11 protein-coding genes are annotated in these 15,895 nt (G+C 65.0%); 8 read left to right on the top strand and 3 right to left on the bottom strand.

All coding sequences use genetic code 11. The annotated features are described in order from the left end of the window. Positions 1–17: 17 nt before the first annotated feature. Positions 18–5,009, bottom strand: a complete 4,992-nt coding sequence (locus QA635_RS27490; protein WP_283071845.1) for an autotransporter domain-containing protein — start codon at positions 5,007–5,009, stop codon at positions 18–20. A gap of 324 nt (positions 5,010–5,333) precedes the next feature. After that, entirely contained in the window at positions 5,334–8,741 is a 3,408-nt protein-coding gene (locus QA635_RS27485; RefSeq protein ID WP_283062535.1) for an autotransporter outer membrane beta-barrel domain-containing protein, read from the bottom strand. Positions 8,742–9,009: 268 nt separating this feature from the next. On the opposite strand from QA635_RS27485, the gene QA635_RS27480 reads away from it, so the two are divergent. Beyond that, a complete protein-coding gene (locus QA635_RS27480) occupies positions 9,010–9,807 on the top strand; it encodes a helix-turn-helix transcriptional regulator (RefSeq protein WP_283062533.1) in 798 nt (265 codons plus the stop codon). A gap of 278 nt (positions 9,808–10,085) precedes the next feature. On the opposite strand, the gene QA635_RS27475 is transcribed toward QA635_RS27480, so the two are convergent. Continuing rightward, complete coding sequence (locus tag QA635_RS27475; protein ID WP_283062531.1) at positions 10,086–10,592, bottom strand: DUF2147 domain-containing protein; 507 nt, start codon at positions 10,590–10,592, stop codon at positions 10,086–10,088. A gap of 133 nt (positions 10,593–10,725) precedes the next feature. Between QA635_RS27475 and QA635_RS27470 the strand changes: the two genes are divergently transcribed. The 7 genes from QA635_RS27470 to QA635_RS27440 all read left to right on the top strand — a co-directional run bounded on the left by QA635_RS27470 (position 10,726) and on the right by QA635_RS27440 (position 15,871). Next, the gene (locus QA635_RS27470; protein WP_176936754.1) at positions 10,726–11,283 is read left to right on the top strand and encodes a DUF2975 domain-containing protein; all 558 of its coding nucleotides are present in this window, start codon (positions 10,726–10,728) and stop codon (positions 11,281–11,283) included. Positions 11,284–11,294: 11 nt separating this feature from the next. Further along, complete coding sequence (locus QA635_RS27465; RefSeq protein WP_026192543.1) at positions 11,295–11,537, top strand: helix-turn-helix domain-containing protein; 243 nt, start codon at positions 11,295–11,297, stop codon at positions 11,535–11,537. Positions 11,538–11,719: 182 nt separating this feature from the next. Further along, positions 11,720–11,905: a periplasmic nitrate reductase, NapE protein gene (napE, locus tag QA635_RS27460; protein WP_283062529.1), complete on the top strand. Its 186-nt coding sequence runs from the start codon at positions 11,720–11,722 to the stop codon at positions 11,903–11,905. 44 nt (positions 11,906–11,949) lie between these two features. Beyond that, positions 11,950–12,237: a chaperone NapD gene (locus tag QA635_RS27455; protein ID WP_249794411.1), complete on the top strand. Its 288-nt coding sequence runs from the start codon at positions 11,950–11,952 to the stop codon at positions 12,235–12,237. 18 nt (positions 12,238–12,255) lie between these two features. Beyond that, the gene (gene napA / locus QA635_RS27450; RefSeq protein WP_283062528.1) at positions 12,256–14,769 is read left to right on the top strand and encodes a nitrate reductase catalytic subunit NapA; all 2,514 of its coding nucleotides are present in this window, start codon (positions 12,256–12,258) and stop codon (positions 14,767–14,769) included. Next, positions 14,733–15,236: a nitrate reductase cytochrome c-type subunit gene (locus tag QA635_RS27445; protein ID WP_425249055.1), complete on the top strand. Its 504-nt coding sequence runs from the start codon at positions 14,733–14,735 to the stop codon at positions 15,234–15,236. The genes napA and QA635_RS27445 overlap by 37 nt, the downstream gene beginning before the upstream one ends. Then, positions 15,233–15,871, top strand: coding sequence for a NapC/NirT family cytochrome c (locus QA635_RS27440; RefSeq protein ID WP_225163705.1), 639 nt, complete (start codon positions 15,233–15,235; stop codon positions 15,869–15,871). The genes QA635_RS27445 and QA635_RS27440 overlap by 4 nt, the downstream gene beginning before the upstream one ends. Positions 15,872–15,895: the final 24 nt, after the last annotated feature.

Below are 15,895 nucleotides of genomic sequence, written 5' to 3'. Positions count from 1 at the left end.
CCGGCGGCGGCGCCGGGTCAGAATTTCCAGCTAAAACTGGCCTTTACCGAGTGGTCCTGGACCCGGTCGGCAAGCTGGCCGACATAGGCGATGCCGATGCTGGCCTGCGGTGTGACCCGCAGGTCGAGCCCGCCTTCGACCAGTGCCGCGTTCCGCGCCAGCGGCACGCCGGCCACGGTGAATCCGGTTCCCAGGCCCTGGAACGCGAGCGCCGCCGTCGGGGTCACGTCGCCGAAGGCGTACTGCCACGCCACCGAGGCGCGCGGCGTCAGCTGCATGCCGTTGGTGAGGGCGAAGCTGGTGGCGATGCGGGCGCCGAGCGAGGAGTAGCCGACATCCTGATCGCTGCCGGCGCCGCGCAGCGCGGCAGCGCCGCTGCCGCCGGTCTCGGCAAAACTGTCGGTGCTGAGGTGGGCCCAGGCGAGGCCGGCGAACGGCTCGAGCGCGGCGCGGCCGAGCGATAGCCCGTAGCCGATCTCGCCGAACACCTGCGCCGTGGTCGCGTCATAGCGGCCGCGCGCGGCGTCGAAGAAGCCCGGGAACACGATCGAACGGCTGGTGTCGAGCGTGCTGAAGCTTGCCGAGGCGCCGCCGCGCAGATTGACCGCGCCGTAGCTCGCGCCGACATAGCCGGCGAGATGCGCGGTCTCGATATCGGCCGAGCTCGCGCGATTGCCGACATGAACCGACGAACTGGTGTAGCCGCCGGCGATGCCGGCGATCCAGTTCGGCGCGAATCTGTAATCGACGCCGCTGAAGAAGCCAGCGAGGTCGCGCGTCATTCCCGCGGCATTGCCGTCGCCGTTCAACCGGCCCCAGGCGCCGACCCCCTGTGCCCAGAATGTGGTGTCCGCGATCGGCGCAGCACGCGCGAGTGGCGGCGCCTTGACCGGAAACGCGGACCGCTCGGTGCCGGCATAGGCGAGCGCGGTGCTGACCGACAGCTGATCCATCGCAGCGGTCTGCGGGCCACCTGAACCGAGCGCCGCCATCGGCCCGCTGCTGCCGGCGAACGAAGCTTGCCGCAGACGGCCGAGCACGGCTTCGCGCAGATAGCGCGAGTCGTCGAGCATCGCGGTCTGCGCGCTGGCATGCACTTCGCCGGACAGCGCATCGAACGCCTGCCGCGCGCCGGCGGCGTTCTGGTTCAGCACCGCGACCATCAGCGGATCGCGCTGTTGCCCGCTTGCGTCCAGTGCGCCGGCGACAGCGATCTGGTTCGGTGTCGTCGCGACGCTCGTCAGCGAGGTGGCGTTGCGGGCGAGCGTTAGGAAGACGTCGTTGGCGTCGTAGCTCAGCGTCGGCGTGAGGAATGTCAGGCTGCTCGTGACATCGGTGAAGGTGCCGTTCACGCCGCCGTTCGCGGTGAGGATCGTGTAGACCGTCTGCGGCGCATAGGTGCCGGTCTGCGCCAGCGCCAGCACATTGCCGCCGGCGAGCGTCGCGGTGCCGGTGGCTATGATCTTGTCGGACTGGCCGGCCGCATTGGCCTCGACCTGGTAGATCGAGCCGGCCGCGAAGGAAACGTTGCCGGCGACGTTCAAGGTGCCGATCGAATTGCCGGGCGCGACGATGCCGCCGGCATTGGCTGTGATGCCGGCGACAGTGCCGATGCCGCCGAGCGTGCCGCCATTGTTCACCGTGACGGCGCTGGCGAGGCTTGCGCCGCCGTGGCTGTCGTCGCCGACCACGAGCTTGCCGGCGTTGACGTTGGTCGCGCCGGTGTAGGTGCTTTGGCCGTTCAGGGTCAGCGTGCCGGCACCGATCTTGGTGAGCGATGCGCCGGTGCCGCCGCTCGCGCCGCCGTCGGCGATGACGCCGCTGACGATCGTCGACAGGTCGTTGCCGCCGACGGTGAGTGCGTTCGCGCCGAGATTATAGCGGCCGGCTCCCTCAATCGAGCCGGCGGAGAGAACGCGGTTTCCGGCCGGCCCCGTGCTTGCGGAAAAATCCACGACGCCGCCGGCGTCGGTGACGAGACGGGCATTGCCCGCCGTGCTGTTGCCGGCAAACACGGTCTGGCCGCTCGCTGTGGTGGTGACCGTGACGGCGCCGGCTGAGGTCGCGTTGCGGAAATTCAGCTTGCTGTTGTTCGTGATCGTAGTGAGCCCCGAGGTATCGGCGTTGACGATCTCGAACGTGGCGTTGTTGAGCACGCCGCCGATGAGGCTGGCCTGATGCGTCGCATCGCCGAGCTGCAGCGTGCCGGACTGGATCGTGGTGCCGCCGGTGTAGTTGCTGGTGCCGGCCAGCACCTGCTTGTAAGTGCCGTCCTTGACCAGCCCGCCCGCGCCGGTGATGGCGCCATAGTAGAGCGCGGTCGTGATGGTCGAATTCAGGCTGGTGGTGAGATTGCCGCCGGCCAGATCGACGGTGCCGAAATCGGTGGCGCCGGACGACAGCGTTGCAACTTTCTCGTTGCTGAGCAGGCGCAGCGTGCTGTTGCCGAGCACGATGACGCTGGAATTGTCGCCAATGGCGTTGCCACCTTGTACGACCAAGGTGCCGCCGAGCAGCTGCGTGCCACCGGTATAGGTGTTGTTGCCGGAGAGCGTCAGCGTGCCGATCCCGCTCTTGGTGAAGAGGCCGTCGCCGCTGATCGAACCGGCAAAGGTGCTGTCGTCGGCGCGGTTGAAGATCAGCCGTCCGTCATTGAAGACGTTACCGGTGATCGCGCCCGACGTGCCGCCATTGCCGATCTGCAGCGTGCCGTTCGCGATCGTGGTGCCGCCGCCATAGCTGCTGTTGCCGGTCAGGATGGTGGTGCCGCTGCCCTTCTGCACGAACCCGCCGCTGCCCGAGATGGTTCCGCCGAACGTATAGGTGTCGGAGCGGTTGATGGCGAAGGTGCCAATGTTCACCACCTGGCCCAGGATGGAGCCGGAGGTGCCGCCGTTGCCGAGTTGCAGCGTGCCCGCCCTGATTGCGATGCCGCCGGTCAGGCTGCTGTTGCCGGTCAAGGTCAGCGTTCCGGCGCCGAGCTTGAACAGGGTGCCGTTTCCGTTGATCGACTGGCCCAGGGTGAAATTGTTGGCGGCATCGGCGATATCGAACGCTCCGCCGCCGCTGCCCAGGTTGATGGCGCGCGTGGTGCCGGTGAAGGCTGTGCCGGTGACCCGCAGCGTGCCACCGCCGTCGAAATTCAGCGCGCCCGACGCGGCGCCGAGATTGGTGTCCGATGACACCTGCACTGTGCCACGCGACATAGTCGTGCCGCCGCCATAGCTGTTGGTGCCGGTCAGGATGGTGGTGCCGATGCCGAGCTGCGCGAACGCACCGCTGCCCGAGATCGTCCCGCCGAACGTATAGATGTCCGATCGGTTGACGGCGAAGATGCCGTTGTTCACCACGTTGCCGGTGATGGATCCGAAGCTGACGCCGTTGCCGAGTTGCAGCGTGCCGGCGGAGATGGTGGTGCCGCCGGAGTAGTTGTTGCTGCCGGTGAAGGTCAGCGTTCCGGCGCCGGACTTGGTCAGCCCGCCGTTGCCCGTGAACGAGTTGCTGACGACGAAATTGTTGGTGCCATCGACGATCTCGAAGCCGCCGCCGCCCCAATTGATGGTGCGTGACGTACCGGTGAAGCTCGTGCCGGTCACCTGGAGCGTGCCGCCGTTGAAGGTCAGGGAGCCCGAAGCCGCGCCGAGGTTGGCCTCTGACGACACCGACAGCGTTCCGCCCGCCAGCGTCGTTCCTCCGGTGTAGCTGTTGGTCCCGGAGAGTGTGAGCGTGCCTATTCCGGTCACGGCCACGCTGCCGGCGCCCGATACCACACCGGTGACTGAAAAATTGGCCGGCGTGGTGTTGAAGGCGACGAGGGAGCCGGAGCCGAGCACGATGTTGTTGCCGAGCGCGAACCCGTTGTTTTGTGCTGCAATCGTTGCAGCGGCACCCGTAATCAATTGAATATCGCCGACAAGCGTCGAGCCGGTCAGCAAATTCAGGACGTTGCTGGTTCCACCGAAACGGATCGCGGCCGCATGGGTCACGCCGTCGGCGTCGAGCCCGCCACTGATCGTGCCGGCATTGTTGATGGTGCTGTTTCCATTGGTCATGACACCGACGCCGGCCGTACCTGTGCCGGTCGCGGCACCGCCCGTGATGGTGCCGGTGTTGCCCAGTGTATTATCGCTGCTGACCAGATTGACGCCGGCGCCGCTGCCGCCGGTGCCGGCTCCGCCAAGGGAGCCGATCCCGCCGCTGCCGCCGCCGCCTCCGGTAATGCTGCCGGCGTTGCTGATCGACGTTCCATCGCCGAGCACCAGCAAGCCATCGCCGCCGCCCCCGCCGCCGCCGCCGAGTCCGGTCCCGCCGCCTCCGGTCCCGCCTTGCCCTCCCGTGATCGTCCCCGCATTCGAGACGAAGGCGCCGGCTGCGGTGGAGACCACGCCGGCGCCACCGCCGCCGCCGCCACCACCGCCACCGGCGCCGGGAGAATTTCCGCCAGCACCGCCGTTACCGGCGTTGACTGTCACTCCGCCATTGACGGTCAGGGATGTGCCCGAAAAATACACCCCGGTGCCGCCGCCGCCGCCGCCGGACCCAAAATGAAACCCGTCCGGTCCGGTGTCGCCGGTCACGCCGGTGGTTGGTGTCGTCACGACAGCCGTTCCGGTGAGTGCCGAGCCCGGCGCGCCGCCGTTTCCTCCAGCGTTCTCCCCCGCACCGCCGATCCCGCCGGTGCCGCCGCTGCTGGGGCTGCCAGGCACTTGCACGGTGTCGGCGCCCACCAGGTTGGTGCTGTTGCCGCCGACGCCATTGCCGTTGCCGCCGAAGCCGCCACGCCCGCCGGAGTTGGGACCACCGGCAGCGCTGCACGCCGTGGTGTCGGCCGTGCAGGCCGCCTGGGCGTGAGCCGGCAATGTCAGGCCGGCCGTGCCGAGGATCAGCGCAAGCGGCGAGACCGTGGCGAGGGTGCGAAGATAACTCGCGCGCGACTTCGCATCGAGACGGGCGGTCTGCGCGACACCGAACTGTCCTACAGCGAAATCCTTCGCCGCGTATTCCCGCATTGTCACCGCATTCAGCCTTGCCAGACTTAAGATGTCGCCGTTTTCATCGGGCCTGCGCGTGCCAGGCCCTGATGATGTCGCGCGATGTGTCGGAGTCGACACCGTCGACAGATTCCGCAATGGACCACAATCTGGCCACTACCCGAAAGGGTACATCAACGTGCGCGCGTACGATCAGTCGCCAAGCGAGGCATAGCTGCAACAGAGCGGTCCGCAATCGCCGCGAATTGCGCGCAAAATCGAATCAAAGCTGCTGCTCTTCCCGCTAGCGGGAAGAGCGATGGTTGCAACTGTTCGGCTTCCGCGACGAACTCAAAACCGTCGTTAGAACTTCCAGCTGAAGCTGCCCTTCGCCGAATGATCCTGCACGCGATCGGCAAGCTGTCCGACATAGGAGATGCCGACGGTTGCCTGTGCGGTGATGCGCAGGTCGAGCCCGCCTTCCACCAGCGCCGCGTTGCGCGCGAGCGGCACGCCGTTCACCGTGAAGCTTGCGCCGGTGCTCTGGAACGCGAGCGCCGCGGTCGGCGAGACATCGCCGAACGCGTATTGCCAGGCGACCGAGGCGCGCGGCGTCAGCCACATGCCGTTGCCGAGCGCAAGATTGCTGGCGAAGCGCGCGCCGACAGTGGAATAGCCGACGTCCTGGTTGCTGCGGCCGCCGAACAGCGCCGCGCTGCCGCCGGTCTCGTTGAAGCTGTCGGTGTCGAGATGCGCCCAGGCGAGGCCGGCGAACGGCTCGAGCGCGACCTTGCCGAGGTTGAAGCCGTAACCGACCTCGCCGAACACCTGTGCTGACGTGGCGTTGTAACGCGCACGCGTGGTGTCGAAGAAATCCGGGAAGATGATCGAGCGGCTGGTGTCGAGCGTGCTGAAGCTGGCGCCGGCGCCGCCGCGCAGGCTGAGCGCGCCGTAGGTCGCGCCGACATAGCCGGCGAGATGCGCGGTGTCGATGTTGGCCGAGCTCGTGCGGTCGCCGATGCGCAATGAGGAATTGGTGTAGCCGCCGGCGATGCCGGCGATCCAGTTCGGCGCAAAGCGATGATCGACGCCGCTGAAGAACCCGGCGAGGTCGCGCGTCATGCCGCTCGCATTGCCGTCGCCGCCGAAGCGGCCCCAGGCGCCGACGCCCTGGGCCCAGAATGCGGTGTCGGGAATCCGCGCGGGCGCGGCGAGCGGCGGCGCCTTGATCGGGAAGCCGGGACGGCTCGCGCCGGCATAGGCGAGGGCGGAGGAGGCCGCCATCGAATCCATCGCCGCCAGCCGCGGACCGCCGGCGCTGAGCGCGGCCATCGGCCCTGCATCGCCGGCAAACGCGGATTGCCGCAACCGGCCGAGCACAGCGTCGCGCAGATAGCGTGAATCGTCGAGCATTGCGGTCTGTGTGCTGGCATGCAACTCGCCCGACAGCGCATCGAACGCCTGCCGTGCGCCGGCGGCGTTCTGATTAAGAATGCTGACCACCAACGGGCTGGTCTGCGCGCTCGCTTCGAGTGCGTTGGACACCGCGAGCTGGTTCGGCGTCTGCGCGACGTCGGGGAAGGTCGTGCTGTTGCGCGCCAAGGTCAGATACACATTGCTCGGATCATAGGTCAGCGACGGGTTCAGGAAGGTAAGGCTGCTGGTGACATCGGCAAAGCTGCCGGTGACGCCGCTGTTCGCGGTGAGGATGGTGTAGGTGGTTTGCGGCGCATAGGTGCCGTTCTGCGCCAGCGCCAGCACGCTGCCGCCGCCGAGTGTCGCCTTGCCGGTGGCGACGATCCTGTCGGACTGGCCGGCGGCATTGGCTTCGACCTGATAGATCGAGCCGGCCGCGAAGCTGACATTGCCCGAGACGTTCAGCGTGCCGATCGAATTGCCCGGCGCCACGGTGCCGCCGCTGGCAATGGTGAGGTTGCCGACGGTGCCGTTGCCGCCGAGCGTGCCGCCCGCATTGACTGAGGTGAGGGACGAGGACGCAATCGAGCCGTTGACGCTGAGCGTGCCGCCGTCGACCGTGGTGGTGCCGGTGTAGGTGCTGTTTGCGGTCAGGATGGTCTTGCCGGCCTCCACCAGCACCGACCCTGCGCCTGATATGGCCGGGTCGAAGCTGTAGTTCGCAGACGTGTGGTTGAAGACGATGCTGCCGGTGCCGGCGCCGAACGTGACCGTCGGCGTGTTCAACGTGCCCGGCGCCGCGGCGGCCTGACCGAGCCCGGCGCCGATGTTGACGGTGCCGGTCGAGCCGGCCTGATTGGCAACACCAAAAAGCGGCGTCGTTACGATGCCGCCGTTCTGGATCGTCAGCGTGCCGCTGCCGGCATCGCCGACAAACAGGGCGAAGCTGTTGGTCCAGGACGAGCCGGAGCCGGTGACCGTGGCCGTGCCTTTCGAGCCGGCGAGGAAGCCGATGTCGCTGCCGATCATGCTGGCCACTGCGCCGTTCCGGATGGTCAGCGTGCCGGTGCCGCCACCTCCGACATTGAGAATGCCGCCATGGGTCCAGGACGACCCGGCGCCGTCGATCGTCACCGTGCCGTTCGAGCCTGCAACGACGCCGATACCGGCAATCCCGCGAGTCGCGCTGGGGGCGGTGGTGACCGTGGCGCCATTTTGAATGTCGAGCGTGCCGGTGCCGGAGTAGCCGACATACAGGAAGTCAGCGCTGCTCAGCGACGAACCGGCGCCGGTGACGACAACGTTGCCGTTGGAGCCCACATTGGAGCCGATGAAGGTCGTGTCGTTGCTGACCGCGCCGCCGTTCTGGATGTTGAGGACGCCGGTGCCGACATAGCCGACATGAAGCTCCTTGCCGACGAGAAGCGATGAACCGGCGCCATCGACGGTTACGTTGCCGTTGGATCCGAAGATATAGCCAAGGTAGGCATTTGAGCCGGCGCCGTTGCTCACGACGCCGCGGTTCTCGATGTTCAGCGCGCCGGTGCCGGCGGTGCCGACATAGAGTTCGGCCGAGTTGGTCCAGGACGAGCCGGGGCCGGTGACGGTGACGGTGCCGCTCGAACCGGGGACAAAGCCGACGCGGCCGTTGCGATCGCTCACGGTGCCGCCAGCCTTGATTGTCAGCACACCGGTTCCGTTTGTGCCGACAGAGAGATCGTCAGTCATGCTCCAGGACGAGTTGGGTCCGGTGACCGTTGCGGTCCCGCTCGAGCCAGGCAAGGACCCGATCAGGCCGTTGGTACCGGCCACGGTGCCGCCGTTCTGGATCGTCAGCGTGCCGGTGCCGGCCACGCCGACATTGACACCGACACTGAACCACACCGAGCCGAAGCCATCGACCGTCACGGTGCCGTTCGAACCGGCATTGTTTCCGATGAAGCCATTGACGTTGTTCATCGTGCCGCCGCCGCTGATCGTCAGCTCGCCGATGGCGTTTTGGCCGATATAGAGGTTAGTGGCCTGCCCCGCGGTCCCCGCGATCGTCGTGGCATGCGGCGAGGTGGTGTCGATCACCGCATTGTTGGGGGAAGCCGGAAGGATGTTCGGGAGCCAGTTGGTCGGGTCGGTCCAGGTCGACGAGTTGGCGCCGGTCCAGACGATGTCCGCCGCATGGGACGGTACCGGCGTTACCGTGAGCAGCGCGAGCGCGACCAGCGATGTCGTGCCCAGCAGCGCGCCGCGGAATAATGCTTGCTGGTGCTGCGCGCGCAGTCTCGCTTCAAAGCAACCGTTACGTGTATCTTCGAACTGTCCTACAGCGGGACGTTCCGCTGCGTCTTCCAATGGGGTCACCGCATTCAGTCCCGGTAGTAACTCGAATTGTTGCAACTTTCGCCGGGCCATGCGTGTTGCTGTCCCTGACGACGTCGCGCGATGTGTCGGACTCGACACAGCGCAGAGATTCCGTAATCGAATGCGACCTGGCCATTACCCTAAGGGGTATACCAACGCGCGCACGAACGATAAGACGGCGAGCGAGGCTTTGCTGCAACATGTAGGCACGTCGCGACGTTGCAGCGATCGCCAAAAAATCAAATCAAACCTGGTCGATCAGAATCCCATGCAACGGGACAGCAAGCTCAACGACGAAATCATTCGTCTCTACGAATCCGAGTCCAACCTGCACACGCTGCCTGGTGTCCTGTTCGCCGGCGTCGGCCGCCTGGTCGATGCGGAGGTGGTGAGCTTCACCGAGTTCCATCGTCCGAGCTGGGATTTCCGGTCGTTGATTTCGGTCGGCGACGATCCGGAGGTTCGTGCCCGCGGCATGCAGGCGTTTGCGAAGCACATGCACTCGCATCCGTTCTGGCAGCACGATCCGGCGTTCTATGGCGAACGCGCGCTGCGCGAGTCGGATTTCTTCAGCGACGAGGAATTCGTCGAGCTGCCGATTGCCAAGGAGGTGTTCCTGCCGTCGGGGGCGCGGCGGATCATGGGGATCGCGTTCGAGCACGCCGGTTATGTGGTCACCGTTGTCGGGCATCGCGTGGTGGGACGGCCGGCGTTCAGCGACGAGGAGCGCGACCGGATGCAGGGTTTTCGTCCGCACATCCTACGCGGCTACCGCCAGGCGCAGGAGCGAACGCTGGCGGCGCTGACACCGAGCGACCGCTTGCGTCTGGCATTTCCCGCGCTGACGCCGCGCCAGATCGAGGTAGCGTCGTGGATCGCGCAGGGCAAGTCGAACGAAGAGATCGCTGCTATCCTCGGCGTCGGGCTCGATGCCGTGAAGGCGCACGTCAAGGCGATCAATAGCAAGATCGATTCCGACAGCCGGCGCGCCGCGATCGTCATCGCCCACACCACGCCGCCCTTCGCCGACCTGCCGCCGCTATGGAAGCTCGGCCTCGAAGATTGAGGCGGGCGGCTAGTGTCCCGAATCCGAAGTTCGCATCATTTGCCGCACCTTCGGAGCGAACTTCGGATTCGATAAGGACACTAGCAAACTTATGATTCTAGTGTGCTTTATGAATGCGAAGTTCGTGAAAGTGGCTGCCGCGAAATCGCACGAACTTCGCATTCAGCACACGAGTTCAAAAAAGAAGGCCGCCCAAATGCGGCGGCCTCGAGTGAGCGGGTTTGCTTTTCTTCTTGGCCGATGAAGGGTCGGGGCCAAGTCCCTTCACCGCATTCCCTTCACCGCGTCCAGTCTTCGCCGGCGCACAGCGTTCCCATGCAGCCGCGAACGTTCAGCGTGCCCGGCGAGACCAGCGTCACCGAGCTCTCATAGGTCTTGCCGTCGTCGGCGTTGTAGATCCGGCCGGCCCATTTGTTCGGGCCGGCGGACTGCATGTTGATGAACAGCGACATGCCCATCACCGGCCGGGCGCGCTGCGCGCGATCGGCATTCTTGTCGTCGAGCTGCGGCTTGCCGGTGGCCTTGTCCGTCGGCTCCTTCAACCAGACGACGCGGCCGCACAGCGCGCTGCCGCAGCGCTGGACCTTGATCCTGGCGTCGCCGGATTGGGTCAGCCAGACGCCGGCCGGATCGTTGGCCTTGTCGATCGCCTTGGCGGCATCGGCGGGACTGCCGAGCAGCGGGATGTGGAACGCGGCCACGATCAGGCGGCGCGTGAGGTGAGCGTGGATCAATTGCTTCAGGGCCTTGCGCAGGCCGTTTTGGTCTGGGATTACCGTCATCATCCACCTTCTTCATGAAAAATTTCATGATAAACATGAAATAAATCACGTTTAAGGTTGAGTCAATGACATTGCCTGGGCATGATGCAATCCGGCCGTAACGGCTTTTCTGGCAAGAATTTTTCGGATGGGTGCGATGGGGAAATCGGTTCGTGAGCAGCGCCAGCTCTGGTTTCGCAGGCTCGATCGGGCGTTCTGGTTGATCTGGGCGGCGTTGCCGGTGGTGTTGTGGCTGGCCTATTACCGCACCACCACGGCGTCGGCGACGATCGCCGAGAGCCTGATCGGCGAGCAGGCGAAGTGCGCGGCCATCGTCGCCAACCCGCTCACCATGTCGGCCAAGGGCCAGGTGCTGTTCTGGTCGCTGTTCGCGCTTGGGGTATCGTTTTACGCCGTGCTGATCGGCATCCTACATCGCATGGTGAACCGATTCGCCAACGGACGGATCTTCGTGTCCGAAACGCTGCAGGGTGTCTGGTGGATGGGGATCTTCCTGGTGGTCTGGCCGTTTGTGGATACGATCACGACCATCGCGGTGACCTATGCGCTGTATCAGCTTGGCGACATCAAGTTCTTCCTGCCGAGCTACGGCGTCGACGTCGGCACGGTCGCAGGCGGCGTGTTCCTGATGGCGCTGAAATTCGTGATCGAGCAGGCCATCCTGTTGCAGTCCGAAAACGATCTGACGATCTGAGGGTGATGCTTGTGCCCATCGTGGTGAACCTCGATGTCATGCTCGCAAAGCGCAAGCGCCGCCTCGGAGACCTCGCGGACGCGATCGGCATTTCGATCCAGAACCTGTCGATCCTGAAGACCGGCAAGGCGAAGGCGATGCGCTTCTCGACGCTGTCGGCAATCTGCCGCGAGCTGGACTGCCGGCCGGGCGATATCCTGGAATATGTGCCGGGGGATGAGGGCGGTGACGGCGAGAGCGGCGAGGGTGGTTGATCCGGCGTGCGATTGATTACCACGTAGAGTCGTCTCGCTCGCCCGAGATATGTTTGCTGCGTGAGGCCGTCGCTCCGCACATTGATCTGAATCAATGTCCGCTCACCGCCGCTCCTTAGGTTGATGTCCAAGGCAGCGGCCCGGATGCCGTCCCCCCAACGTCCCAAGCGAGAGACACGATCATGGCGGTCGCAGACGGCGACGCAGATGCACGGCGTCGCCGAACGCGAATGGAAATCTTCGCGTTCCTGTTCCTGACCGCCATCCTGATGCCGGGGCTCGCGGTCGCGACTGTGGGGTCATACGGACTCGCGATCTGGATCTACCAAACGGTGGCCGGCCCTCCCGGTCCGCCCCCACCGCACTGACAGGGAGAGACATCGTTGTGCGCAAGACCGCGATCAATCGCCGTATGTTGATTACCGGCCGCGCCTTGACAGCGGAGCGCGTCGTGGCGCCCCCGGGGGGCGAGATCGCCAGCATCCTGGTGCAGGCCCGCCCCGAGAGCCTTGATGCGGTCGAAGCCGACATCCTCGCCGTTTCCGGCTGCGAGATTTTCGGCCGCGACCCCAGAGGCAAGCTCGTCGTGGTGGTCGATGCACCCGATGCCGGTGCGCTCGGCGCGACGTTGAACACGATCGCTCTGTTACCGCACGTCCATTCCGCCTCGCTGGTGTTTCACGCCATCGACGTCTGCTGAAGTGCCGGGAGGCAAGCCATGACCGAAACCAAGCTCGACCGCCGCCAGATGCTGAAGCTGGAAGCCGCCGCGATCGCCGCTGCGGCCGGCGGAATGCCAGTTGCGTCGGTCGCGGCAAACCTCGTCACTGACCGTGATGCCAGCGAACTCGACTGGAACAAGGCTCCCTGCCGCTTCTGCGGCACCGGCTGCAGCGTTATGGTGGCAACCAAGGACAATCGCGTCGTTGCCACCCACGGCGATATCAAGGCCGAGGTAAATCGCGGCCTCAACTGCGTGAAGGGCTACTTCCTCTCCAAAATCATGTACGGCCACGATCGCCTGACGCAGCCGATGCTGCGCAAGACGAACGGCAAGTACGACAAGAACGGAGACTTCACCCCGGTCTCGTGGGACGAGGCGTTCGACATCATGGCCGAGAAGTTCAAGGCGGCGCTGAAGCAGCGCGGGCCGAGCGGCATCGGCATGTTCGGCTCCGGCCAATGGACGGTCTGGGAGGGCTATGCGGCTTCAAAACTGTTCAAGGCCGGCTTTCGCTCCAACAACATCGATCCCAACGCGCGCCACTGCATGGCCTCAGCCGTGGTCGGCATGATGCGCACCTTCGGCATGGACGAACCGGCCGGCTGCTACGACGACATCGAGGCCACCGATGCCTTCGTGTTGTGGGGCTCCAACATGGCGGAGATGCACCCGATTCTGTGGACGCGGGTGACCGACCGCAGGCTTTCGGCGGCGCATGTGCGGGTCGCCGTGCTTTCGACCTTCGAGCACCGATCGTTCGACCTTGCCGACATCGGGATCGTGTTCACGCCGCACTCCGATCTCTACATCCTCAATGCGATCGCCAATCACATCATCAAGACCGGGCGCGTGAACAAGGATTTCGTCACCGCGCATACCGTGTTCAAGCGCGGCCAGACCGACATCGGCTACGGCCTGAGGCCCGATCATCCGCTGCAGAAGAAGGCGACGGGTGCGGCCAAGGCCAACGATGCCACCGATATGAGCTACGACGACTACGTCAAATTCCTCGCCGACTACACGCTGGAAAAGGCGGCGAAGATGTCGGGCGTTCCGCTCAATCGCCTGGAGGCGCTGGCCGAGCTCTACGCTGACCCGAAGACCAAGGTCGTCAGCTTCTGGACCATGGGTTTCAACCAGCACACCCGCGGCGTCTGGTGCAACAATCTGGTCTACAATCTTCACCTTCTGACCGGGAAGATCGCGGAGCCCGGCAACAGCCCGTTTTCGCTGACCGGCCAGCCCTCGGCCTGCGGTACCGCACGCGAGGTGGGTACCTTCTCGCACCGCCTCCCGGCAGACATGGTCGTCACCAACAAGGCGCATCGCGACAAGGCGGAGGAGATCTGGAAGTTGCCGGAAGGCACGATTCCGGACAAGCCGGGCTATCACGCGGTGTTGCAAAGCCGGATGCTGAAGGACGGTCTGCTCAACGCCTACTGGGTGCAGGTCAACAACAATTTGCAGGCAGGTCCCAACATCAACGAGGAAACCTATCCCGGTTTCCGCAACCCCGACAATTTCATTGTCGTTTCGGAAGTCTATCCGACCGTCACCGCGCTCGGCGCCGACCTGATCTTGCCGACCGCGATGTGGGTGGAAAAGGAAGGCGCCTATGGCAATGCCGAGCGGCGCACCCAGTTCTGGCACCAGCTCGTCACCGCTCCGGGCGAGTCGCGTTCAGATCTCTGGCAATTGATGGAGTTTTCCAAGCGCTTCAAGATCGAGGAGGTCTGGCCGGAAGAGTTGCTGGCAAAGAAGCCGGAGTATCGTGGCAAGACGCTGTTCGACGTGCTCTATCGCAACGGCCAGGTCGACAAGTTTCCGGTCTCCGACGTCGCGTCGGGCTACGCCAACGACGAATCCAAGGCGTTTGGCTTCTATGTCCAGAAAGGGCTGTTCGAGGAATATGCCAGCTTCGGCCGCGGCCACGGCCACGATCTCGCGCCGTTCGATGCCTATCACGGCGAGCGCGGGCTGCGCTGGCCCGTCGTGAACGGCAAGGAGACGAAGTGGCGTTTCCGCGAAGGCTCGGACCCGTATGTCGGGCAGGGCAGAGGCGTGCAGTTCTACGGTTTTGCCGATGGCAAGGCGCGCATCTTTGCGCTTCCCTACGAACCGCCGGCGGAATCGCCTGATAGCGAATACCCCTTGTGGCTTTCCACCGGCCGGGTGCTGGAGCATTGGCACTCCGGCACCATGACCCGCCGCGTGCCCGAACTCTATCGCGCGTTTCCCGAGGCCGTCTGCTTCATGCATCCGGATGATGCGCAGGAGGCCAAGCTGCGACGCGGTGACGAGGTCAAGGTGATCTCTCGCCGCGGGTTCATCCGGGCGCGGCTGGAGACCCGCGGCCGCGACCGGCCGCCGCGAGGTCTGGTGTTCGTCCCCTGGTTCGACGAGTCGAAGCTGATCAACAAGGTGACGCTCGACGCCACCGATCCGCTTTCGCTGCAGACCGATTTCAAGAAATGCGCCGTACGCATCGAGAAGGTGCTGCCGTCATGATCAGGGACCTGCGCGTCGTTCTGCTCGTCCTGGCGATAGGGGCCGGCACCGGCACATTGGCGGCGCAATCGCTCGATTCCGGGCTGCGGGGGCCGACGCCGCTCGATAATGAAGGCCCAGCTCCGCCGATGATGCCGACGCGCAACACGTCCGAGCGGGAGGTCAGGAACTATCCCGAGCAGCCGCCGGTGATTCCGCATTCGATCGACGGCTACCAGATCGATCTGAACAGCAACAAATGCCTGTCCTGTCACGCGCGCGCCCGCACCGGCGAGTCGCAGGCGCCCATGGTCTCGATTACTCATTTCATGGATCGCGACGGCCAGTTCCTTGCGTCGATCTCGCCGCGCCGTTTTTTCTGCACTGAATGTCACGTACCGCAGAGCGTGAGCAATCCGCCCATCAGCAACGACTTCGTCGACATCGACACCATGCTGAGCCGCGCGGGTCCGGGCGGCCGTCGATGAAGGCGGCCGACCCCCAAGCCTCGAAGGAGGGGCTCTTCCGACGCGCATGGGCCTTCGCGCGCGAGCTGTGGGACGTGCTGGTGCGGCCGAGCACGGTGTTTGGGCTCGGCGTGCTGGTGATCGCGGGCTTCGTCGCCGGGGTGATTTTCTGGGGCGGGTTCAATACCGCGCTCGAATTGACCAACACCGAGAAATTCTGCACCGGCTGCCACGAGATGCGCGAAAACGTGTTTGCGGAACTGAAGTCGACCATCCATTTCACCAATCGCTCCGGCGTCCGCGCCACCTGCCCGGACTGTCACGTTCCGCACAACTGGACCGACAAGATCGCACGCAAGATGCAGGCCTCCAAGGAGGTGTGGGGCCACCTGTTCGGTGTCATCGACACCCGCGACAAGTTTGTCGACAAGCGGCTCGAGCTCGCGCTGCATGAGTGGGCGCGTTTCAAGGCCAACGATTCACTCGAATGCCGCAACTGTCACAGCGCGGAATCGATGGATATCACCAAGCAGTCACCGCGCGCGTCGGTGGCGCACCAGCGCTTCCTGTTTACCGGCGAGAAGACCTGCATCGATTGCCACAAGGGCATTGCACATCACTTACCCGACATGCGTGGAGTTCCGGGCTGGCAATGAGCGCCGGCTTTCGCCGGGGACCTT

Origin of the sequence: Bradyrhizobium brasilense (assembly GCF_029714345.1) — a bacterium.
GTDB lineage: Bacteria > Pseudomonadota > Alphaproteobacteria > Rhizobiales > Xanthobacteraceae > Bradyrhizobium > Bradyrhizobium australafricanum.
This window is presented reverse-complemented; position numbering and strand designations above follow the sequence as displayed.